Origin of the sequence: Xanthomonas sp. fls2-241-TYG-148 (assembly GCF_030208815.1) — a bacterium.
GTDB lineage: Bacteria > Pseudomonadota > Gammaproteobacteria > Xanthomonadales > Xanthomonadaceae > Xanthomonas > Xanthomonas campestris.
The window spans coordinates 58,942-80,919 of record NZ_JARVTE010000019.1 but is presented as its reverse complement, the minus strand read 5'-3'; the positions used below and the strand labels follow the sequence as shown (position 1 = coordinate 80,919).

Genomic DNA, 21,978 nt, shown 5'->3' with positions numbered 1-21,978 from the left:
GCGCTCAACCGCGTGGCCGGTACGTTGGCGCCAAGCTCACCCGCTGCTGGGTAGCGTGGACGTGTAAAGGAGACCCCCATGACCCCTGATATCGACGCACAACTGAAAACACTGGCTGACGACCTTCCCGAGCTGCGGCGGCAGCACCCCGATGACTTCTGGGATGTGTTCCATGCACGCGCAGAGGCCATTACCGCTGCGGTGCAGAGCAAGGAGGATGCCGCGCAGGTGACCAAGCGCATCGACGACATGCTTGCGGCCAACCAACTTGGGCCGGCGGACCCTGGCGCTTAGCACCGATGGTGTAACGCGCATTCTTTGCGCAGATGAGTAATGGATACAGATCGCCGCTCTTACGGCGATCTGTATTTGCAGCGAGAGATGCAGGCAGAAACCAGCCAAGCGACGGTGCTCGCCTGACCGGCGCCAGGCTTAGAGCGGCTAACAAAACGTAGCGAGCAGCCGTCAGGCGAGTGCGGACGGCGCGGAGGAACCGGAGTGTACGGGGTACATGCCGATTCCGAGCACCGGCCACGCCCGCTTGGCGGCTGCGTAGTAATTTTGATAGCTGCTCTTACTCGCCGTGGATGCGTCCACTTTCGCCCGCGCGGTACAACGTGCCTGCGGGATCGACCGCAGCGCGATCCTGTTGTTGGGTCTTGGCCCGCTTGGCGGAGAGCGCATCCGCCAAGCGCGGCATCAGCCGGGTCACGGTGATATTTGCATTGGCCATCGCGCCCACCTTGACGTCGCGGCCGCCGTGTTCGGCCGCATGCAGGATGGCGTTGGCAACGCGCATCGGTTCGATCAGCGGCGGCGGTAGTTGCGGTTCTGCTTGCATGTAGTTGCGCGCATGCTGCGGATAAGGCGTGTCCACCGCGGTGGGTTGAATCAGCACCACCGACACCGGCTGTTTGGCCAGGCCTTCGATCTCGATGCGCAGGCTGTCGGTGAAGCCTTTTACCGCATGCTTGGATGCCGAATACATGCCTTGCCAGGGGACCACGGCCTCCGAGGCTTCGCTGCCGATGTTGATCAATGCGCCGCCGCTTGTTGCCAGGTGCGGGAGCGCGATGCGCGACCCATAGACCACGCCCCAGAAATTGATATCGAACATGCGCCGGCTGTCGTCATCGTCTACGTCCTGTAACAGGCCGAAGATCGCCACGCCTGCATTGTTGACCCAGGTGTCGATGCGGCCGAAGCGCGCGATTGCCGTGTCTGCGGCGTGTTGCAGCTGCGCCGGTTCGGTGACGTCGGCGACCACGGCGATGGCCTGGTGTCCCTGCGCGGTGAGCAGGTCGGCCACTTCCTGCAGCACACCAGCACTGCGCGCAACCAGGACGACACTGGCGCCTGCTTCGGCGGCGGCCAGCGCGGTACACAGGCCGATGCCGCTGGAGGCACCGGTGATGACAATGACCTGCTGGTCGAGAGGGCGATGCTTGGCCATGGCGTAGCTCCGTGGAAAGTCCTAGACGCTAGGCACGGGTTGCTCATTACGCGGTGAAGCCAGTCTCGAGCATCTTCACGTGCGTAGCGCGCAGCGGCAGGTGTGAAGTCTGCGCATGCGCCGGGGGCGCATGTGGAGTGCGATTCACGTGCTGCTGCGTGCACCGAGCTCAGCGTGCCAGGCATCACCGCAACAAGAGCAGACCGGCAATGACGATGCATTCGTCCACCACCGACCATGTTGGCCACGCAGCGCAGCGTCTGCGCGATGACGCTGCGGACGCGACAGCGGAGACCGAAGGACGGATTGCACAGGCACCGCAGCGCGATGTGCTCCCGGCCTTGCTGCGAGATGGCTATGCCTTTGTGTCCAGACACTGCGACGCGCTGGGCAGCGATGCGTTTCAGGCACGTCTGGCGCTGCAACAGGTGGTGTTCGCGCGCGGGCCGGATGCGCTCGCCACCTTCTATCACCCAGGCCGCTTCACCCGCGTTGGCGCGATGCCGCCGACCACGCTGCGCTTGTTGCAGGGACGCGGCAGCGTGCAGCAGCTCGATGGCGATGCGCACCTGCAGCGCAAGCGCCTGTTCCTGTCGGTGCTGACACCTGCCGAAACCTCGCGGCTGGTGGCGTGCTTCGAGGAGAAGTGGAGCCGGCAGGCAGACACCTGGGCGCGTAGCGCACACATCATCTTGCAGCAGGAAGCCGAACACGTGCTCTGCCGCGCCGCGTGCCGATGGGCGGGGCTGCCTCTGCGTGCGCAACAGAGCAGGCCACTTGCACGCGACCTAGGTGCGATGATCGATGGCGCGGGGGCGTTCGGGCCGCGTTGGGTGCGCGGATGGCGTGGCCGTCGCCGCGTGGAGCGTTGGGTGGCGCGTGCGGTTCGCAATGTGCGGCGTGCCGGGACAGCGCCCGAAGCCAGCATCGCAGCCACAGTCGCCTGGCATCGCAATGCGGACGGCGTGCTGTTGAGCGTGCCCACAGCGGTAACCGAGCTGATCAACCTGTTGCGCCCGATCGTGGCCGTGGCGCGCTGGATCAGCTTCTGCGCGCTTGCCCTGCATGAGCATCCGCCGCTGTGCCCGCGCCTGCGCGCCGGTGAGCCAGGTCTGTTGCAGAACACTGTGCAGGAAGTGCGCCGCTTCTATCCTTTTTTCCAGCTGATTGGCGGGCGGGTGCGCATGCCGTTCGTCTGGCGAGACCGGCATTTCAAGCAGGGCGACTGGATGATGGTGGATCTGTATGGCACCAATCATCATCCTGCGGTCTGGCGCGATCCCGAGCGTTTCGATCCCTCGCGTTTCGAGCACTGGAAAGGCAGCCGCTACGACTTCGTGGCGCAGGGCGGCGGCAGTGTCGAACGCGACCATCGCTGCCCCGGGGAAAATCCGAGCATCGCACTGCTGATGTCTGCGCTCAGCCTGCTGGCATCCAGCGATTACACGTTACCGCCGCAGGATCTGCGCTACCCATTGAATCGTTTTCCAACGCTGCCGCGCAGCGGTGTGGTGCTACGCGATTTTATTCCGCCGGTGTCGGTAGGCGGCGTTGTCCAGAGTGCGTGAGGGGGTGTTGCGCCGCAACAGCCTTTCTTCGCCATGTCTCGACATGCGCTCGACGAGCGAGTCACGCCGCGCGGGCCAGCATCCTTGCACCACATCCCTTTGGAGAACTGCCCATGAAAACTGCATCCCCACTCCTGGCCGGCCTGGCATTGTCGCTTGGACTTGCGATGAGCGCGCAGGCACAGACCGCTACCCAGCCCGGCAGTAACACGGCACCTAAAAGTGCAACCAGCGCCGCGCCCAGCGAAGACGAGCAGGAAGCACTAGGGATGCTCAGCGCGATCAATACCAGTGAGATCAACGCGGCCAATCTGGCGCTGCAGAAGCAGGCCACCGGCGGGGTGCGTGATTACGCCACGCGCATGATCAAGGAGCACACCGAGAACAATCAGAAGATCGCCAAGTGGTCGCCGGATACCTCTGCGATGGGTGCCAAGCTGCAAATGACCAAGGGCAAGGCAGAGCTGAGCAAACTGCAAAAGCTCGAGGGCGACCAATTCCAGGCCGCCTACATCAAGGCGATGGTCAAGGACCACACCGACGCACTGGAAGCACTGGATAAGAAACTGATCCCGGCAGCGCAAAACCCGCAGGTGGCCGAGCACCTGAAGACCACGCGCCATCACGTGGCCGACCATCTCGCCGCCGCCAAGGCCCTGCAAACCACCACCAAGAATGCCGGGGTGCAGTAAGCCATGAGCCTGACCCCGACCAACCCGGTGGCCGCCGATGCGCAGGGCACACACATCGTGCGGAGCATGACCATCCGTGCCGAGCCGCATCAGATCCTGGATGCGTGGTGCGATGCCACGGTGCAGCAGCGCTTGCTCGAGGGCGCCGCCGTGTTGGTCGATGGGGACGGCCATGCGTCCGAATGGGAATTGCGCGCGCCGCTACAGCAACAGTTGCGCGTGCAGCTGCGCCGCGCCGAGTCGCGGTTGGGGGAATCGGTGCGCTACATCGCCGAGGGCGAGCATGGCCTGCAGGTCGATGTCCTGCTGCAGTTGCGGCCCGCACGTGGGCGTGATGCCAGCGAGGTCACCGCCACACTGCATTACGCGGTCGAAGGCGTGATCGCGCAGCTATTCACCAAGCTCGTGAATCCAGCGCCCTACGTGCTGCTGGGCAAGACATTGCGGCGGCTGCGCGCATGGCTGGAGGCAGGGGAGATTCCGACCCTGGCGCACACGCCGGCGGCACGTGGCGACAGACATTCCCAGGCAACAGGAGAACAGGTGTGAGAGCACTGTGCTGGAACGGCGTCAACGACCTGCGCGTGGAAACGGTGCCCGATCCGGTGCTGGTCAATCCACGCGATGTCATCCTGAAGGTGGGCTTGAGCACCACCTGCGGTTCGGATCTGCACTTCATCGACGGCTATCTGCCCACCATGCGCGAGGGCGATATCATCGGCCATGAGTTCATGGGCACGGTGGTGGAAGTGGGGCCGGCAGTGAAGAACGTGCGGGTGGGGCAACGCGTGGTGGTGCCCTCGTTTATTTCGTGCGGCGGTTGCTGGCATTGCGAGCGCAAGGAATATTCCCTGTGCGACAACACCAACCCGCACTGGGAAATGCAGGAGCCGCTGCTAGGCCACCCCACCGCCGGTATTTACGGCTATACGCATGCCTTTGGCGGCTACGCCGGTTCGCATGCCACCTATATCCGGGTGCCGCATGCTGACGTTGGTTGCTTCGAAGTGCCGGACGAGGTGTCCGATGAGGACGCCTTATTTTTGTCCGATGCCGGGCCGACCGGCTTCATGGGTGCGGACTTTTGCAACATCCAGCCGGGCGATACGGTGGCGGTGTGGGGCTGTGGCGGCGTCGGCCTGATGGCGCAGCAGAGTGCACGCATTCTCGGGGCAGAGCGGGTGATTGCGATCGATCGCCTGCCCGAGCGCCTGGCCATGGCGCGCGATGTGCTGGGTGTGGAGGTCATCGACTATTCGGCTGTCGACAGCGTGGTGGATGTGCTGCGCGAGATGACCGGCGGGCGCGGGCCAGACGCCTGCATCGATGCGGTCGGCATGGAGGCCCATGGCACCGGCATGGGGCATGCCTATGACCGCGTGAAGCAGGCGCTGCATCTGCATACCGACCGCGGCCAGGCGTTGCGCGAGGCGATCCTGGCCTGCCGCAAGGGCGGCATCCTGTCCGTGCTGGGCGTGTATGGGCTGATGGATAAATTCCCGCTCGGCGCGGTCATGAATAAGGGGCTGACCGTGCGCACCGCACAACAGCATGGGCAGTTGTATGTGCCCAGATTGCTTGACCTGGCCCGCGCAGGCCGGCTCAAATCGAGCTTCCTGATGACCCACAAGATGCCGCTGGAAGAGGCCGCACGCGGCTATGAGATGTTCAAGCACAAGCACGAAGGGTGCGTGCGCGCGGCGTTTGTTCCGTAAGTTGCTCAGTGATTGATAGCATTCCGTTGTTTACTGCGCAGTTGCCTCGGCATCCACCACGCCTGGGATCGGCTTCGCTTCGGGGAAGTGGCGGTGCAGGGCATCCACGCCATGCTGCGGTTTTGCGAGCTCGGTGAGGTCCTTGCGATCGGCACGACGCTCGGCCGTAGAAATGGTCACCGCCTTGTCGCGCTGCTCGATCAATTGCTGCTGGATCTCGCCAGCGCGGCTGAATGACCACGCCAGCATCGGTTCGCCCAGCGGCAGCGTGTCGCCCGGTGCGGTGCCCTTGCGCGAATGCCAGGTGTGCCAGGTCTTGCCGTAGCTGTTCATCTTGCTGCGCATCAGTTCCTTTTCGGCAACCAGCGGCAGATTGGGTGCAGAGAGCTGGCCGGACAGGATCTCGCCATTGTGCGGATGCCAGAGCGCGCGTTCCTGCGCGGGCAGTTGCGCAAACAGGCTTTCGGAGATGATGTACTCGATGCCGGTGAGATTGGCCTCGGCCGTATTGCCATCGTAGAGCGCACACTGCGCCAGATCCTGGTTGACCTGGTGGCAGTAGTGATGCGCTTCCATCTGTTGCTCCGGCGCATCCTTCATTGGGTGAAAGCCCACCAGGTAGATATCGAGTTTGCCCACCGGCCCATTGGATTGCAGCACCTTGGCGCCGGCTTCGAGGACATTGGTCTTGGTGGTTTCTTCCGCGCCCGGCGGTGTGACCGGCGGTGGAATGCGCGAGCACGCGGCGCAAAACGCCAGCGGCAGCAACAAGAGGGACGGTCGCATGCGGTCTCCTTCGATACAGGGGTTGCCAAGGCTAAGGATGCGAGGGGTTCGCTGCGCGTGAGTGCGCACCGGTGCACACGCGCAGCTTCACCTCGCTTGAGCATCGGGTTAATGCGTTAGACGCGATGCTCTTGATCCACGCCAGCGGCCGCTCGCCCATGCCCACTACTCAACGTACGATTGCCACCTACAACGTCAATGGCATCGCCAGCCGCCTGCCGCACCTGCTGCAATGGCTGCAACGCGAGCAGCCGGATATCGTGGGGCTGCAGGAATTGAAATCCACGCAGGAGGCATTTCCGGAGCAGGCGATCCGCGATGCGGGCTACGGGGTGATCTGGCAAGGCCAGCGGTCGTGGAACGGCGTGGCACTGCTGGCGCGCGGCGCCGAGCCGGTAGAGATCCGGCGCGGCCTGCCGTGGGATCCGGCGGACACGCAGAGCCGCTATCTGGAGGCCGCCATCCATGGGGTGATCGTGGGTTGCCTGTATCTACCGAATGGCAACCCGCAACCCGGGCCAAAGTTCGACTACAAATTGAAGTGGTTCCAGCGCCTGCTTCGGCATGCGGCCACGCTGGTGGCGCTGCCACATCCGGTTGCGTTGATCGGCGACTTCAATGTGGTGCCCACCGATGCGCACATCTACGACCCCAAGGGGTGGCGCAAGGACGCATTGCTGCAGCCGGAGAGCCGCGCCGCGTACGCGCAGTTGCTGGCGCAGGGCTGGACCGACAGCCTGCAGGCCATCCACGGCGATGCACCGGTCTACACGTTCTGGGACTACTTTCGTCAGCACTTCGCGCGTGACCGCGGGCTGCGCATCGATCATCTCTTGCTCAACCGCACGTTGGCGGCGGGGCTACGCGATGCCGGGGTGGACAAGTGGGTGCGTGCGCTGGAGAAGGCCAGCGATCATGCGCCGACCTGGATCACGGTGGATGTGCCAGATACCGATGCAGTGCCAGCAGCTGCGGCCGGGCCTGCACGCAAGCGCCCCAACGTGAAGGAGGCTGCGGCAAATGCGGGCGAGAAGAAGCCGTCTGCGACGAAGAAGGCAGTAAAGAACGCAGCGAAGACCACTGCGGTCACCAAGACAGCTGCAAGGAAGTGTGCCACCAAGAAGACAACAGCCAAAAAGGCATCGGCAAACACCGCATCGGCTGCACCTACAGGCAGGAAGGCAACACCCACGACGACGCGTAAGACCAGCAAACGCCCCACGTCTTAAGCGCGACCACCCAGCCGCTTCAACTTGATCCGCTGCAACACATAGCCGGTGATGCCGGTCGCCAGAATCAGTGCATTGCTCACGATAAACACCGCATTGCCAACCAGCGCGCTATAGAGAATAAACAGCAGCGAGGCGGTGATCTGCCCGATGAAGAGCCAGCGCGATACGCCCTGGATCTGGTCCGACCGCCATTGTTTGTAGATCTGGCGGATGAGGGTGGCAATGAGGACGGCGCTGGCGAGCCAGCCGACGAGATCGACAAATTGCATGCGCGAAGCGAGTGAGGGGACGCGGCAACTGTGCCGGCGTGGATGTGGGCGGGGCGTTCGAGCAGGGTCAAGCACACGTGGCGTTGCGCGGCGCCCCATGGCCACGCGGTACCCGGCATGCGAGCGGCCGGGTATCCTAGCCAGGTCATCCATCGATCGGCCCTTCCTGCTCATGATCAGCTACGCCGAGGCCCTTGCGATTGTGCAGCAGCAGGTGGCACCGCTTGCGGGCGAATGGGTGAGCAGTACAGAGGCCGAAGGCCGCATCCTGGCGCAGCACGTGTCGAGCCCGGATGCGTTGCCGCCATTCGACAACAGCGCGATGGACGGCGTGGCGCTGGCCACTGCCGGCAACGGTGCGCGCGCCGGCAGCGACTATGTGATTGCCGGGACAGTCGCTGCCGGTGAAGTGCCTGCGACCGCTGACGGTGCTGCGTGGGAAATCATGACCGGCGCCGCGTTGCCGGCGGGCGCCGATGCCGTGGTGCCGATCGAGCAACTCGAGATCCTGGCACAACATGCCGATCGCCCCAGCCTGATCCGCCTGCGTGCCGACGTGCGTGCGGGGCAGCACATCCGGCGCCGTGGCGAGGACGTGGCGGTCCACGACCGCGTGATCGAAGCCGGCACGCTGTTGCGTGGCGCGCATGCGATGGTGCTGGCCGCGCTGGGCTGCGCGCGCGTGCCAGTGATGCGCCAGCCGCGCGTGGCGCTGATCGCCACCGGACGCGAGCTGGTGACCAACCCGGAGCAGCCCTTGTTGCCCGGGCAGATTCGCGATGGCACCAGCCACTATCTGCTCAGCCAGTTGCGTGCGGCCGGTGCGCGGGTGGTGTGGCAGGCCCAGGTGGGCGACGACGCGGTGGCCTTCGATGCGGCGCTGGCACAGGCGCGCCAGGCGGGCGCGGATGTGATCCTGAGCACCGGCGCGGTGTCGCGTGGGCGCTACGACTTTGTTCCCGATGCGCTGGCCCGGCACAACGCACAACGTCTGTTCCACAAGGTCGCGGTGCGGCCGGGCAAGCCGGTGCTGCTGGCACGCCTGCCGGATGGCGTGCTGTATGTGGGCCTGCCCGGTAACCCAATGGCGAGCGCGGCAGGACTACGCTTTTTTGTCGAGCCCGCGTTGCGAGGCTTGCTTGGCATGCCGCACGAACACGGCCTGCCAGTTGCCTTGCACGCACCGCTGCCGGCGCGGCCGGTATGGCGCCAGCATCTGCGTGCGCAGCTGACTTGCTCGACCGCGGGCGTGCTCAGCGTGCACGTGTTGCCGCAGCAGGAATCCTTTCGCGTGGCGCCGTTGCTGCAGGCCAATGTCTGGGCAGTGGTGGAGCCGCAGCCGGACGGTGCTGCACCCAGCACGGTGGCGCAGGTGTACGGCCTGGGCCATCTGCAACCGGCTGCGCCGGTATTCGTGCCATGAAGGTCTTTGAGCAATCTGCGCAATGGCCTGCAACAGGCACGCCTGCATGACAACGACACCCGCAGTCATCGCATGGACCGGTGTGGTGCTGGCGGGCGGGCGTTCCTCGCGCATGGGCCAGGACAAGGCGCTGTTGCCGTGGCATGGCCGCCCCTTGCTTGCGCAGATGCAGGCGTTGCTGCTGCAAGCCGGCGCGCAGCAGGTGCTGGTCAGCGGCAACTACCCGCAGTTTGCCGGCATTGCCGATGCCCGGGCCGACCTCGGGCCGCTGGGCGGCCTGGCCAGCGTGATTGATGGCGTTGCCGATGGCACCACCTTGCTGGTGGTGCCGGTCGACATGCCGTTGCTGTCTAGTGCACTGCTGGCACGCCTGTTGGCACCGCCGGATGCACGCTGCGCCACCTTCGAAGACGAGATGCTGCCGATGCGCGTGCAGGTGGACGCACAGCTCCGCGCTGTCCTGGCGCAGTTGCTGGAGGCGCCGGCAGCGTCACGTGCGCTGCGCGCCTTGCAGCAATCACTGCAGTGCCATCGCGTGGCCGTCACCGCCACAGAACGTGCCGCGTTCGTCAATTGCAATACGCCCGCGCAGTGGACTCAGCTCATCCATGAAAATCCAGATTGAAGGTCAGCACCTGCGGTTCCGTATCGACGAGGCCGAACTGGCCGCGTTGCTGGATGGGCGCAGCATCGACAACCTGAGCCGGCTGCCAAGCGGGCAGGGCGCGCGATTGGTGCGCCATAGCGTCAGCCTCACCGGCGGGCACGCCAGCTGCAATTGCGCCACCGACCACTGGCAGCTGTCGCTCCCGCGCGATGCGCTGGAAGAGCATGCGCGGCGCTTGCCCAGCCGCGATGGGCTGACCTTCACCTTCGATGCGGGCGCCGGGCATGCCGAACACATGACCTTGCAGGTGACCTTCGATGTGGACGTGCGCGACAGTGCGCGCAAGCGCTTGCCCAAGAGCTGACGCGGTAACACCGCTGCCGCGCAGTCAGTCGCCGCTTGGCGGCTCCGCAACCACGCCCGGCACCTGATCGCAGGCCAGCCCCTGCACCTGCAGCGCATCGGCGATGCGCTGCGCGTGCGCCGCCTCGAATCCCGCACCGCCGCGCAGCGCAACTACATGCAGGCCGTCGCCAGCCAGCTGTAGCAACAGGGCCTGCTGCTCGGCCACATCGGCTGGCAATACGCGGCGTGATGCATCGCGCCGTGCCAGTTCCACCACCGCCTCCGGCACGTCGTGCGCCACCAGCAATACATCGGCCAGGTTCATCGCGCGCAGTGCCTTGAGCGTGAGCAGGCCGGGATCGCCCGGGCCGGTGCCGACCAATTGCACGCTGCCACGCGCGGGAACCGCGTCGGCATCCTCCAGCGCCTGGCGAAAGGCCGCATCGGCGGCGGCGGTGTCGCCGCCTTGCAGGAGCAGCGGCACCGGCCCGTCGATCACGCGATCGAACCAGCGGCGGCGGCGATTCATGTCAGGGAACTGGCTGCGAATGCGCTCGCGGTAGTGCGCGAACAAGCCGGCGAAGGTGCCGACGGAGGCATCGAGCTCACGTTCCAGCCGCTCACGCAGCCGTCGCGCCAGCATCGGTGCCGCGCCTGCGGAGGAGATCGCAATCACCAACGGGTCGCGGTCGACGATGGCCGGCACTTGATACGTGGACAGCTCCGCATCGTCGACCACGTTGACCAGCCGCTGGCGCGCACCCGCGGCGGCGGCCACTTGCTGGTTCAACGCAGTGTCGTCGGTGGCGGCCACCACCAGCCACACGTCATCGATCCACGCCGCATCGAAACTGCCGCGCAGCTGTTCAAAACGCCCGGCCTGCATCAACACATCCAGTTCCGGCGACAGCGCATGCGCGTAGAGCCGGATATGGGCACCGGCCTTGAGCAGGGCCAGCACCTTGCGGGTGGCGACCTCGCCACCGCCGATCACCAGCACTGCGCGCGCCTGCAAGTTTGCGAACAACGGGAACAACGGCATCAGGCTGGCTCCGGGAAAAGATGGCTCGCACCGGCAGCATGTTGCATGGCACCATCGGGCCACGTCCACGCCTCGCCGCCGCCAATGCGTGTTTTGCTGGTCAACGATACCGAAAAGCCCATTGGCGAACTGCGCCAGGCCTTGTCGCGCGCCGGGTATACGGTGCTCGACGATGTGGCATCGGTCAGCGCCTTGCTGCACGCAGTGCAGAGCCAGCAGCCGGATGTGGTGGTGATCGATGTGGATTCGCCCTCGCGCGACACGCTGGAACAGTTGTCGATGCTGCATGCGCATGCGCCGCGGCCGGTGGTGATGTTTTCCGGCGATGGCGACGATGCGTTGATCCATGCCGCCGTCGGCGCGGGTGTTACCGCCTACGTGGTGGATGGGCTGGCGCCGGCGCGGCTGGCGCCGATCGTGCAGGTGGCGCTGGCCCGGTTTGCGCACGAAAACAGCATGCGCAAACGTCTGGACGAAGTGCAGCAAGCCTTGCAGGACCGCAAGCAGATCGACCGCGCCAAGGGCTTGCTGATGGAAAAACGCGGACTGAGCGAAGCCGATGCGTACGCCGCGCTGCGCCAGCAGGCGATGAAGCAGGGCGTCAAGCTGGCGGAGGTGGCGCGCCGCATCGTCGCCATGGCCGATCTGTTGGGATGACTACATGAGCCAAGCCGAACTTCCCGTGCTGCGCGTGGCCTATATGCCGCTGATCGACTCCGCGCCGCTGGTGGCGGCCAGCCGGCTGGGGCTGGACCACGCGTACGGCCTGCAACTGCAGCTGCGCCGGCAGGCCTCGTGGGCCGGCGTGCGCGACCGCCTGCTGGCCGGCGAAGTGGACGCTGCCCACACGCTGGCCAGCCTGGTGTATGCGATCGACCTGGGTGTTGGTGGCCCGCAATGTCCGATGGCATTGTTGATGACGCTCAACCACAACGGCCAGGCAATCACCCTGGCGCCGGCGCTGGCACAGGCCGTGGCGGCAGGGCAACCGTTGCCGCAGGTGTTGGCTGAAGTGGGCCGCCGGGTGGTGTTCGCGCAGACCTTTCCCACCGGCACGCACGCGCTGTGGCTGTACTACTGGTTGGCTGCCTGCGGCGTGGACCCGATGCGCGATGTGGATGTAGTGAGCATCCCGCCACCGCAGATGCCCGAGGCGCTGGCCAGCGGGTTGGTGGACGGCTACTGCTCCGGCGAGCCGTGGGCCGCCGTGGCCGAGGCGCAGGGCAGCGGGCAGCGGGTGATCCGCAGCGGCGAGCTCTGGCCCGAGCATCCAGAAAAAGTGCTGGCGTGCCGGCGCGAGTTCGCCGCGCTGCAGCCGGAACTGAGCGAACGCCTGACCGCCTGCGTACTGGAGGCGTGCCGCTGGCTGGATGCCGCGCCGGCCAATCGCGCGCAGTGCGCACAGTGGCTGGCCGACCCTGACTGCATCGGCGTGCCGGCCGCACATCTGGCCGCATGCCTGGATGCCGACGCGGCAACGGTGTCGGTGGACCCCAGTGCGCTGGCCTTCCATCGCGGTGGCGCGGTGAACATGCCGTGGCTGTCGGATGGCGAGTGGTTCCTGGAGCAATTCCAGCGTTGGGGCTGGCACACGCTGCAAGCGGCCGACCTAACGCGCCTGCACGACATCCATCGTTTGGACAACTATCGCCGTGCTGCACAGCGTGCCGGCGTCACCGCGCCCGACGCGGACAGGCGCATCAACCGCCTGTTCGATACACCGGCCGCCTGAGCGCGCAGCGGGACCGCGACGCACACAGTTGGTGCATCGCCGCACGAAAGCCGGGCATTGGCTCCGCTGTGGCTCTGGGTCCCGCTGGCATGGCGTCTACTGCGAGGCCGCTGAAATACCTACGTTTCAAGCACTTGCACGCGGTGATCGCGGAGTGCAAAAGTTGGCACGTTGATTGCGTAGCACCACGTGTGGGTGCAACGGCGCACTCGCCACAACACGAACACGATGCAGCGGGTCAACGGCGATCCGCGCGCATCCAGGACAACGGCGTCCTTCCGGTTTACCGGAGGGGCGCCGTTTTTTTTTGGCCATCGCATTCGGAGATGCCTCTATGCAGCGTTCGTTCTGGCGATCTGGGCACACGCCCACCTTGTTCGCATCCTTCCTGTATTTCGACCTGAGTTTCATGGTGTGGTACCTGCTCGGTCCGCTGCAGGTGCCGATCGCGCAGGCGCTGGGATTGGACACGCAACAGCGCGCCTTGATGGTGGCGGTGCCCATCCTGTGCGGCGCGGTGTTGCGCCTGGTGCTGGGCATGCTGGCCGACCGTATCGGCGCCAAGCGCGCCGGCGTGGTGGCGCAGCTGGCGGTGATCGCCTCGTTGTTTGGTGCCTGGCAACTCGGCGTGCACAGCATGGGCCAGGTGCTGCTGCTGGGCGTGCTGCTCGGCATCGCCGGCGCCTCGTTTGCTGTGGCGCTGCCGCTGGCATCGCGCTGGTATCCGCCGGAACACCAGGGCACGGCGATGGGCATTGCCGGCGCCGGCAACTCCGGCACGGTGCTGGCGGCCTTGTTCGCACCGATGCTGGCGCTGGCATTCGGCTACCAGAACGTGTTCGGGCTGGCGTGCATTCCGCTGGTGCTGACGCTGCTCGTGTTTGTGTTGATTGCCCGCGAAGCGCCCACACCGGTTGCGCGCAAGCGCTGGGCCGACTACGGCCGCGTGCTGGTTGGCAATCGCGACGCGTGGCGGTTCATGTTCTTCTATTCGGTGACCTTTGGCGGCTTCTCCGGGTTTGCCAGCGCGTTGCCGGGTTACTTCCACGACCAGTTCGGTTTCGATGCGCGCACCGCGGGCTGGGCCACGGCCGCCTGCGTGCTGGCCGGCTCGGTGATGCGCCCGCTCGGGGGTGTCATCGCCGACCGCGTTGGCGGCACGCGCGCCTTGCTGGCGGTGTACTTGCTGGTCGCCACCTTGGTCGGCATCGCCGGCTTTGGCGCAGGTGGGGCCACGATCACCTTGGGGCTGTTCGTGCTCACGCTGCTGTGCCTGGGTGCCGGCAATGGCGCGGTGTTCCAGCTGGTGCCGCAGCGCTTCGGCCAGGACATCGGGGTGATGACCGGCCTGATCGGCATGGCCGGCGGCATTGGCGGCTTTGCATTGGCCGCGGGGCTGGGCGTGCTCAAGCAGCACACCGGCAGCTATGCCATCGGCATGTGGTTGTTCGCGGCGTTCGCCCTGGGTGGCTGGGCGCTGCTGGCCGGCGTCAAGACCCAATGGCGCAGCGAATGGTCCACCGCCGGCGCGGCGCGGGTCTGACATGTCGACAGGAATCCAGGCAATGAAGCAACCCAGACTCGTCGTCATCGGCAACGGCATGGCCGGCATCCGTACCGTGGAGGAACTGCTCAAGCTGATGCCGGGCATGTACCACATCACCGTGTTCGGGGCCGAGCCGCATCCCAACTACAACCGCATCCTGCTCTCGCCGGTGCTGGCCGGCGAACAGGAGTTCGACGACATCGTGCTCAACCCCCTGCAGTGGTACCGCGACAACGGCATCCATTTGCACTTGAACAAGGAAGTCACCCGCATCGACCGCGTGCGTCGCCGCGTGATCGCCGCCGATGGCACCGAGGCGGAATACGACCGGCTGCTGATCGCCACCGGCTCGGTGCCGTTCGTGCTGCCGATTCCCGGCAACGACCTGAAAGGGGTCATCGGCTACCGCGATATCCAGGACACGCGCACCATGATCGACACCGCGCGCACTCGCCAACACGCGGTGGTGATCGGTGGCGGCCTGCTGGGCCTGGAAGCGGCCAACGGGCTGAAAGTGCGCGGCATGGAGGTCACCGTGGTGCACCTGGCCGGCTGGTTGCTGGAACGCCAGCTCGACCCGGTGGCCGGCAACCTGCTGCAGCAGGCCTTGCGCGCACGCGGGCTGGAGTTCCGCTTGAACACCGCCACCAGCGCGCTGCTCGGCAACGCGCAGGGCGAGGTGATCGGGGTGCGGTTTGCCGATGGCAGCGAGATCCCGGCCGACCTGGTGGTGATGGCCGCCGGCATCCGCCCGAACACGCGGCTGGCCGAAGAAGCCGGCATCCATTGTTCGCGTGGCATCGTGGTCAACGACAGCCTGCAAAGCTTCGACCCGCGCGTGTATGCGGTGGGCGAGTGCGCCAACCATCGCGGCATTGCGTACGGCCTGGTGGCGCCGTTGTTCGAGCAGGCCAAGGTGTGCGCGAACCATCTGGCGCAGTTCGGCATCGGCATCTATCGCGGTTCGGTGGCATCGACCAAGCTCAAGGTCACCGGCATCGACCTGTTTTCTGCGGGCGATTTCATGGGCGGCGATGGCTGCGAGGAAATCGTGCTGTCCGACCCGGCCGGCGGCGTCTACAAGAAATTGGTGATCCGCGACGACGTGCTGGTGGGGGCGTGCTTGTATGGCGACACCAGCGATGGTGGCTGGTATTTCAAGTTGCTCAAGGACGGCACGCCGATCCAGGCGCAGCGCGACCAGCTGATCTTCGGTGAAAGCGCACTGGGCGATTCGGGCACCGGTGGCCAGGACCGCGCCAGCGCCATGTCCGACAGCGACGAAGTCTGCGGTTGCAATGGCGTGTGCAAGGGCACCATCGTCAAGGCGATCAGCGAGCAGGGCCTGTTCACCGTAGACGAGGTGAAGAAGCACACCAAGGCGGCGAGTTCGTGTGGCTCGTGCACTGGGCTGGTGGAGCAGATCCTGATGAACTGCCTGGGCTCCAACTTCCAGGAAACCCCGAAAACAAAGGCGGTTTGCGCATGTACCGACCTGAGCCATGGCGAGGTGCGGCGTGCCATTCGCGAGCACAAACTGCTGACCCATGCGCAGGCCTATGCCTTCATGGAATGGCGCACACCCAACGGCTGTGCCACCTGCCGGCCGGCGATCAACTACTACATGTTGTCGACCTGGCCGCATGAAGCCATCGACGACCCGCAGTCGCGCTTCATCAACGAACGTGCGCACGCCAACATCCAGAAAGACGGCACGTTCTCGGTGATTCCGCAGATGAAGGGCGGGGTGACCAATGCCAGCGAACTGCGCCGGATCGCTGATGTCGCCGACAAATACGCGGTGCCGATGGTCAAGGTGACCGGTGGCCAGCGCATCGATCTGCTCGGGGTCAAGAAGGAAGACCTGGTGGATGTATGGCGCGACCTGGGCATGCAGTCCGGGCATGCGTACGGCAAGTCGATCCGCACCGTGAAGACCTGCGTGGGCAGCGAGTTCTGCCGCTTCGGCACGCAGAACAGCACGCAGATGGGCATCGATCTGGAAACCATGCTCGCCAACATGTGGAGCCCGCACAAGGTGAAGCTGGCGGTGTCTGGCTGCCCGCGCAATTGCGCCGAATCCGGCATCAAGGACGTGGGCATCATCGCGGTGGATTCGGGCTGGGAACTGCATGTTGGCGGTAACGGCGGCATCAAGACCGAGGTGGCGCGCTTCCTGGTCAAGGTGACCACTGCCGAAGAGGTGCGCGAATACACCGGCGCGTTCCTGCAGCTCTACCGCGAACAGGCCTATTACCTGGATCGCACCGTGCACTACATCGCGCGCGTGGGGCTGGACTACATCCGCGCGCAGGTGGTGGACGATGCCGCCAACCGGCGCGCGCTCTACGAGCGCCTGCTGTATTCGCTCGAAGGCCTGGTCGACCCGTGGAAGGCCCGCATCGCCGGCGAACGCCGCCAGGAATACCAACCGCTGCGCATCGCCGCGCCAGCCGCCACGGTGGAGGAATGAGCATGGCCGAGAACCCCTGGGTGCGTGTGTGTCCGCTGCAGGACCTGCCCGAACTGGGTGCGCGCGTGCTCGACGTGGAGGGCCTGCCGCCGATTGCGATCTTCCGCACCGCCAGCGATCAGGTATTTGCCTTGCGCGACCGCTGCCCGCACAAGGGCGGGCCGTTGTCGCAGGGCATCGTCGCCGGAGAGACCGTGACGTGCCCGCTGCATGGTTGGGCGATTGCCTTGCAGAGCGGCCAGGCCTGCGCACCGGATGTGGGTTGCGCACCGCGCTATCCGGTGAAGGTGGAGGCCGGTGCGGTGTGGATCGTGCTGCAGCCGGTGCTGCAGGCCGACGCCGTTGCCGAGCCGGCCGCATGAGCGATGGCCTGCTGACGGCGCTCGGTGGTGAGGCGCAGCCGCTCGCGTCCTCGCCGATGCATCGCACCACGCGCTCCACCTGCTGCTACTGCGGGGTTGGCTGCGGCGTGTTGATCCACAGCACGCACGATGACGCCGGCGAGCGCATCGTCGGCATCGAAGGTGACCCGCTGCATCCGGCCAATCACGGGCGCCTGTGCAGCAAGGGCCTGGCATTGCCGCAGACCGCGGCCAGCCAGCAGGGCCGCCTGCTGGCGCCGGAGTTGCGACGCCACCGCGACGCACCGCGCACGGCGGTGAGCTGGGACCAGGCCTTGAGTCACGTCACCGGCAAACTGGCTGCAATCATCGACCAGCACGGCCCGGATGCAGTGGCGTTCTATGTCTCCGGGCAGCTACTCACCGAGGACTATTACGTCTTTAACAAGCTCGCCAAGGGGCTGTTGGGCACCAACAACATCGACACCAACTCGCGCCTGTGCATGTCCAGCGCGGTCACCGGCTACAAGCTCGCCCTCGGTGCCGATGGCCCGCCCACCTGCTATGAGGATCTGGAGCTGGCGCAGACGGTGCTGTTTGCCGGCAGCAACATGGCCTACGCGCATCCGGTGCTGTTCCGCCGGCTGGAAGACGCACGCGCGCGCAACCCCGAGATTCGCTGGATCGTGATCGATCCCCGTCGTACCGACACCGCGGCCATGGCCGACCTGCACCTGGCCATCGAACCCGGCACTGACGTCGCATTGTTCAACGGCATGCTGCATCACCTGATCTGGGAGGGTCTGGTGGATGCGCATTTCGTTGCGGCGCAGACCGAAGACTTCGATGCCCTCAAGCACATGCTGCGCGAATACACACCGCGCATGAGCGCCGAGATCTGCGGAATCTCGCATGAGCACCTGGTGCAGGCGGCCGAGTGGTTCGGGCGCAGCCCGGCCGCGTTGTCGTTGTATTGCATGGGCTTGAACCAGTCGGCGCATGGCACCGACAAGAACCTGGCGCTGATCAACCTGCACCTGGCCACCGGCCAGATCGGCAAGCCGGGCGCGGGGCCGTTTTCGTTGACCGGCCAGCCCAATGCGATGGGCGGGCGCGAAGTGGGCGGCATGGCAACGATGCTGGCCGCGCACCGCGAGATCGGCAATGCGCAGGAGCGCGCGGAAGTGGAACGCGCCTGGGGCGTGCCGGCCGGGCGCATCAGCGCCACGCCGGGCGCACCGGCGGTGCAATTGTTCGAGCGCCTGCGCGCGGGCACGCTCAAGGCGGTGTGGATCGTGTGCACGAACCCCGTGCATTCGATGCCTGACATCGATGGCGTGCGCGCGGCGCTGGAGCAGGCCGAACTGGTGATCGTGCAGGACGCGTTCTCCGGCACCGACACCGTGCCTTATGCCGATGTGTTGCTGCCGGCCGCCAGCTGGGGCGAGAAGGACGGCACCGTGACCAACTCAGAGCGCTGCATCACCCGCGTGCGCAAGGCAGTGGAACCGCCCGGCCAGGCGCGCGCGGACTGGTGGATTGCGCGCGAGGTGGCACGCCGGCTGGAAGCGCGCCTGGCCCCGCAGAAGGGCGCCGGCCTGTTCGCGTTCGACACGCCGGCGCAGATCTTCGATGAGCACCGCGCGTTGACGGTAGGGCGCGACCTGGATATCGGCGGCCTGGATCATGCCGTGCTGGATGCACGCGGGCCGCAGCAGTGGCCATTCCCGGCGGGTGCCACGCAAGGCCAAGCGCGACGCTACACCGATGGCGTGTTTGCAACCCCCAACGGACGTGCGCGCTTCCATGCCACGCCGTACCGCAAGGTTGCCGAGCCCACCTCGGCACGCTTTCCGATGCGCTTGCTGACCGGCCGCTTGCGCGATCAGTGGCATGGCATGTCACGCAGTGGTCGCGTGCCCGGTGCGTTTGCGCATAGCCCCGAACCGGCATTGCGCATGCATCCGGACGATGCCGTGCGCCGTGGCCTGCAAGCGGGCGAACTGGTGCGTGTGGCCAGCAAGCGCGGCGCGCTGGTGCTGCCGTTGGAACTGTCCGACGAGTTGCGTTCGGGCACGGTGTTTGCGGCCATGCACTGGAGCGCGCAGACGCTGGCTAGCGGCGGCATCAACGAAGTCAGCACGCCGGCCGTGGATACACGCTCGCAGCAGCCCGAGCTCAAGCACGCCGCCGTGCGTGTGGAAAAGGCCGCGTTCGGCTGGCATCTGCTGGCGGCACGCCGCGGCGATGCGCTGGCCCTGCAGCAAGCCTTGCAGCCGTTGCTGCGCGATTGCGGCTATGCCGGCCTGCGCCTGCATGCCGAGCCGGGCGGCGATGCGGGCGGGCAGTGGGCGGTGTTGCATGCGGCCTGCGAGCGCGCGCCGTCAGCGGAGTGGATCGATCGGTTGGTGGCTGCGTTGCAGTTACCGGCCGGTGCCGACGTGCTCGAATACCGCGACCTGCGCCGCGGGCTGATGCGCCGTGTGGGCTGGCGGCTGCAGGACGGGCACAGCCATATCGATGGCGTGCTGCTCACTGCGGCGCAACCCAGCGCGGCCAATCAGTCGCTGCTGGACACGGCCTTGCGCGGGCAGCCGTGGTGCGGCGCACGCCTGGCCGTGTTTGCGCAGACCCAGGGTGCGCCGGCCGATCCGATTGTGTGCACCTGCATGCACGTCTCCAGCGCCGCGATTCATGCCGCCATCGACGACGGCGCCGACCTGGCGCAGCTCAAGCAACGGCTGGGCTGCGGAACGGTGTGTGGCTCCTGCGTTCCACAACTCACCCGGCTGTGCCGGCCGTCCCAGCGTGCCTGAGCGCGCGTCCCCTCCTGCCTTGCGAGACCGCTGCCATGCTCAACTCGTCCTCCCGCTGTCGTGATGTGGTGTTGCTCTCCGCCGGCCCGGGCGACCTGGAACTGCTCACCATCAAGGCGGTGAAGGCATTGGCCACCGCACAGGTATTGCTGCTCGACGATCTGGCCAACCCGCAGATCGTGGAACTGGCACCGCAGGCGCGCGTGATCCGGGTGGGCAAGCGCGGTGGCTGCCGCTCCACGCCGCAGGACTTCATCTGCCGGCTGATGCGCCGTTACGCGCTGCAAGGCGTGCAGGTGGTGCGCGTCAAGGGCGGCGATGCCTTGTTGTTCGGGCGTGCCGGCGAAGAGATCGCCTTTCTGCGCGCCGCCGGGGTGGGCGTGCAGGTGATCAACGGGGTCAGCGCGGCGTTCGCGGCCGCGGCGGCGCTGGAGGTCTCGCTGACCCATCGCGCGCATTGCCATGGCATCACCTTCGTCACCGCGCATACGCACGACCACGGCGGGCCGAACTGGGGCGCGCTGGCGGCCAGCGGCACCACGCTGGGCATCTACATGGGGCTGCGCCGGGCCGACGCAGTGGCCAGTGCCTTGCTAGCGCATCTGCCGGCCAGTACGCCGGCGGCCATCGTGCAGGCGGCCACGCGCGCCGAGCAGCAGCGCCGGCTCACGACGCTGGGCGAGCTGGGCCGCACTGCTGCCACACTGCCGCCGGACCTGCCCACGCTATTGCTGGTGGGTGGGGCAATGGCCGAAGCCAATGCCGCGTGCGATGACTCGCTTGGCCTGCTGCTGCAGCAGGCCGTGGGTTGAGGCAGTGCGCCGTGTTGGGCTGTTACACCGCAGCTAGCGGCGTGACAGCAACCGCCGTGCGTGGCGCAACACGGGGCGTTCGTAACACAGGTGGTAGGCCACGCCGAGCGCAATCGCCGCGGCCGCACTGAGCAGCAGGTTCACCTGCCAGGTCGCGGCGGGCCCAAGCCGCCGCGTGGCACGCGCCACCACCGACATCAGCGGCATGTGCACCAAATAGATCGCATAGGACGCATTGCCCAGCAGGACCAACGCCGGCCCAACCTGGATCCAGCCGCGCCATTCGGCACGCACCAGCCCCACCAGCGCTGCGGCAATCGCCAGCCCGAGCAGCGGCGAATGTGCACGCTGCAGGCCGCCCAGCACGAAGCACAGCAACGCCAGTGGCGCCAGCAGCGCACACACCAGCAGCGGCCAACGCGCTGCGCTCAACACTGCGCGTGCAGCCAGCATGCCGAACACAAATTCCAGCGTGATGGGATGCAGCAGCAGCGCACGCCAGGAGAGATCGATGGGTTGTTCGAACGGGGCGGCCCATGCGCCAGCGCCGCGCGCGTCGGCAGGCTGCAGTGCGGCGGCGTGCAGGAATGCGTTGTAGAGCAGGGTGAGCGCAGCCCAGGCCAGCGCGCAGCGCAAGGGGTGGCCGCTGCGAAAGAACATCCACGCCAGCGCGTAGAACAGCAACTCGTAACTGAGCGTCCAGGCCACGCCGAGCGCAGACTGCCCGCCGACCGGCAGCAGCGTGAGCGTAGTGACCCATGACCAGTCCAGACCACCATCGTCCGGCGCCGGCAGCAGTGTGTAGATCAGCGCCAAGGCAATACCCACCGGCCAGTACGGCAGATAGATGCGGCTGAGCCGGCTGGTGACGTAGTCATGGCTCCAGCCGGGCAGCGCCGCGCTGGCGTGGTTGACGTAGTAGATGATGAAACCGGACAGCACAAAGAAGAAATCCACGCCCAGATAGCCATGCGCCATGGCTGCGGCCAGCCACGCCGGCACGGGTTCCACCAGGTGCGTGGTGGGTAACAGCATGTGGCTGCCCACCACCATCAACGCGGCGAGCGCGCGCCCGGCCTGCAGCACGCGGATGGTGGAACGGGCGGGTACCGAGACCATGCAGGTG

General features: G+C 66.3%; 21 protein-coding genes and 1 other RNA gene. 16 read left to right on the top strand and 6 right to left on the bottom strand.

Annotation, left to right across the window (positions count from 1 at the left end; genetic code table 11):
- Positions 1-78 precede the first annotated feature (78 nt).
- The gene (locus QRM60_RS18010; protein ID WP_012438379.1) at positions 79-294 is read left to right on the top strand and encodes a hypothetical protein; all 216 of its coding nucleotides are present in this window, start codon (positions 79-81) and stop codon (positions 292-294) included.
- Between the two features lie 145 nt (positions 295-439).
- Here QRM60_RS18010 and QRM60_RS18005 read toward each other — a convergent pair.
- Positions 440-513: non-coding RNA, sX9 sRNA (locus QRM60_RS18005), on the bottom strand.
- Between the two features lie 61 nt (positions 514-574).
- Positions 575-1,453 carry an SDR family oxidoreductase gene (locus QRM60_RS18000; protein ID WP_285446777.1) on the bottom strand — a complete coding sequence of 293 codons (879 nt, stop codon included), beginning with the start codon at positions 1,451-1,453 and terminating at the stop codon, positions 575-577.
- A gap of 209 nt (positions 1,454-1,662) precedes the next feature.
- Between QRM60_RS18000 and QRM60_RS17995 the strand changes: the two genes are divergently transcribed.
- The 4 genes from QRM60_RS17995 (at position 1,663) to QRM60_RS17980 (ending at position 5,428) form a co-directional block, all read left to right on the top strand.
- Positions 1,663-3,021, top strand: a complete 1,359-nt coding sequence (locus QRM60_RS17995; protein WP_285446776.1) for a cytochrome P450 — start codon at positions 1,663-1,665, stop codon at positions 3,019-3,021.
- A gap of 113 nt (positions 3,022-3,134) precedes the next feature.
- Complete coding sequence (locus QRM60_RS17990) at positions 3,135-3,713, top strand: DUF4142 domain-containing protein (RefSeq protein WP_162275367.1); 579 nt, start codon at positions 3,135-3,137, stop codon at positions 3,711-3,713.
- 3 nt (positions 3,714-3,716) lie between these two features.
- Entirely contained in the window at positions 3,717-4,262 is a 546-nt protein-coding gene (locus QRM60_RS17985) for a hypothetical protein (RefSeq protein WP_285446775.1), read from the top strand.
- Positions 4,259-5,428, top strand: coding sequence for a zinc-dependent alcohol dehydrogenase (locus QRM60_RS17980; protein ID WP_285446774.1), 1,170 nt, complete (start codon positions 4,259-4,261; stop codon positions 5,426-5,428). Before QRM60_RS17985 ends, QRM60_RS17980 begins: the two co-directional genes overlap by 4 nt.
- Positions 5,429-5,458: 30 nt before the next feature.
- On the opposite strand, the gene QRM60_RS17975 is transcribed toward QRM60_RS17980, so the two are convergent.
- A complete protein-coding gene (locus QRM60_RS17975) occupies positions 5,459-6,229 on the bottom strand; it encodes an OBAP family protein (RefSeq protein WP_285446794.1) in 771 nt (256 codons plus the stop codon).
- A 143-nt stretch (positions 6,230-6,372) separates the two neighbouring features.
- On the opposite strand from QRM60_RS17975, the gene xth reads away from it, so the two are divergent.
- Complete coding sequence (gene xth / locus QRM60_RS17970) at positions 6,373-7,443, top strand: exodeoxyribonuclease III (RefSeq protein ID WP_116923766.1); 1,071 nt, start codon at positions 6,373-6,375, stop codon at positions 7,441-7,443.
- Here xth and QRM60_RS17965 read toward each other — a convergent pair.
- Positions 7,440-7,715 (bottom strand): hypothetical protein, encoded by a 276-nt coding sequence (locus QRM60_RS17965; RefSeq protein ID WP_042599066.1) that lies wholly within the window; start codon positions 7,713-7,715, stop codon positions 7,440-7,442. The two genes, xth and QRM60_RS17965, sit on opposite strands and share 4 nt — an antisense overlap.
- A gap of 172 nt (positions 7,716-7,887) precedes the next feature.
- Here QRM60_RS17965 and QRM60_RS17960 point away from each other — a divergent pair, with 172 nt between their 5' ends.
- From QRM60_RS17960 to QRM60_RS17950, 3 genes are read left to right on the top strand one after another with little or no spacing between them, the layout of a single operon-like run.
- Entirely contained in the window at positions 7,888-9,138 is a 1,251-nt protein-coding gene (locus tag QRM60_RS17960) for a molybdopterin molybdotransferase MoeA (RefSeq protein WP_285446773.1), read from the top strand.
- A gap of 46 nt (positions 9,139-9,184) precedes the next feature.
- Positions 9,185-9,763: a molybdenum cofactor guanylyltransferase gene (locus QRM60_RS17955; RefSeq protein ID WP_285446772.1), complete on the top strand. Its 579-nt coding sequence runs from the start codon at positions 9,185-9,187 to the stop codon at positions 9,761-9,763.
- Entirely contained in the window at positions 9,747-10,109 is a 363-nt protein-coding gene (locus tag QRM60_RS17950) for a hypothetical protein (protein ID WP_011269778.1), read from the top strand. The genes QRM60_RS17955 and QRM60_RS17950 overlap by 17 nt, the downstream gene beginning before the upstream one ends.
- A gap of 24 nt (positions 10,110-10,133) precedes the next feature.
- Here the strand turns inward: QRM60_RS17950 and QRM60_RS17945 are convergent, their stop codons facing one another.
- Positions 10,134-11,132, bottom strand: a complete 999-nt coding sequence (locus QRM60_RS17945; RefSeq protein ID WP_228945635.1) for an NAD(P)-dependent oxidoreductase — start codon at positions 11,130-11,132, stop codon at positions 10,134-10,136.
- Between the two features lie 84 nt (positions 11,133-11,216).
- Between QRM60_RS17945 and QRM60_RS17940 the strand changes: the two genes are divergently transcribed.
- The 7 genes from QRM60_RS17940 to cobA all read left to right on the top strand — a co-directional run bounded on the left by QRM60_RS17940 (position 11,217) and on the right by cobA (position 20,852).
- Complete coding sequence (locus QRM60_RS17940; protein WP_011037167.1) at positions 11,217-11,789, top strand: ANTAR domain-containing protein; 573 nt, start codon at positions 11,217-11,219, stop codon at positions 11,787-11,789.
- A 4-nt stretch (positions 11,790-11,793) separates the two neighbouring features.
- On the top strand, positions 11,794-12,864 hold the full coding sequence (locus QRM60_RS17935; protein ID WP_285446771.1) for a CmpA/NrtA family ABC transporter substrate-binding protein: 1,071 nt from the start codon (positions 11,794-11,796) through the stop codon (positions 12,862-12,864).
- A 373-nt stretch (positions 12,865-13,237) separates the two neighbouring features.
- Positions 13,238-14,407, top strand: coding sequence for a nitrate/nitrite transporter (locus QRM60_RS17930; protein WP_172666357.1), 1,170 nt, complete (start codon positions 13,238-13,240; stop codon positions 14,405-14,407).
- 58 nt (positions 14,408-14,465) lie between these two features.
- On the top strand, positions 14,466-16,883 hold the full coding sequence (nirB, locus tag QRM60_RS17925) for a nitrite reductase large subunit NirB (protein WP_029217224.1): 2,418 nt from the start codon (positions 14,466-14,468) through the stop codon (positions 16,881-16,883).
- Positions 16,880-17,245, top strand: a complete 366-nt coding sequence (gene nirD / locus QRM60_RS17920; protein ID WP_186829686.1) for a nitrite reductase small subunit NirD — start codon at positions 16,880-16,882, stop codon at positions 17,243-17,245. Before nirB ends, nirD begins: the two co-directional genes overlap by 4 nt.
- Entirely contained in the window at positions 17,242-20,040 is a 2,799-nt protein-coding gene (locus tag QRM60_RS17915) for a nitrate reductase (protein WP_285446770.1), read from the top strand. The genes nirD and QRM60_RS17915 overlap by 4 nt, the downstream gene beginning before the upstream one ends.
- Before the next feature lie 65 nt (positions 20,041-20,105).
- The gene (gene cobA, locus QRM60_RS17910; RefSeq protein WP_170873827.1) at positions 20,106-20,852 is read left to right on the top strand and encodes a uroporphyrinogen-III C-methyltransferase; all 747 of its coding nucleotides are present in this window, start codon (positions 20,106-20,108) and stop codon (positions 20,850-20,852) included.
- A gap of 33 nt (positions 20,853-20,885) precedes the next feature.
- Here the strand turns inward: cobA and QRM60_RS17905 are convergent, their stop codons facing one another.
- A complete protein-coding gene (locus QRM60_RS17905; protein WP_285446769.1) occupies positions 20,886-21,971 on the bottom strand; it encodes an acyltransferase in 1,086 nt (361 codons plus the stop codon).
- Positions 21,972-21,978 lie beyond the last annotated feature (7 nt).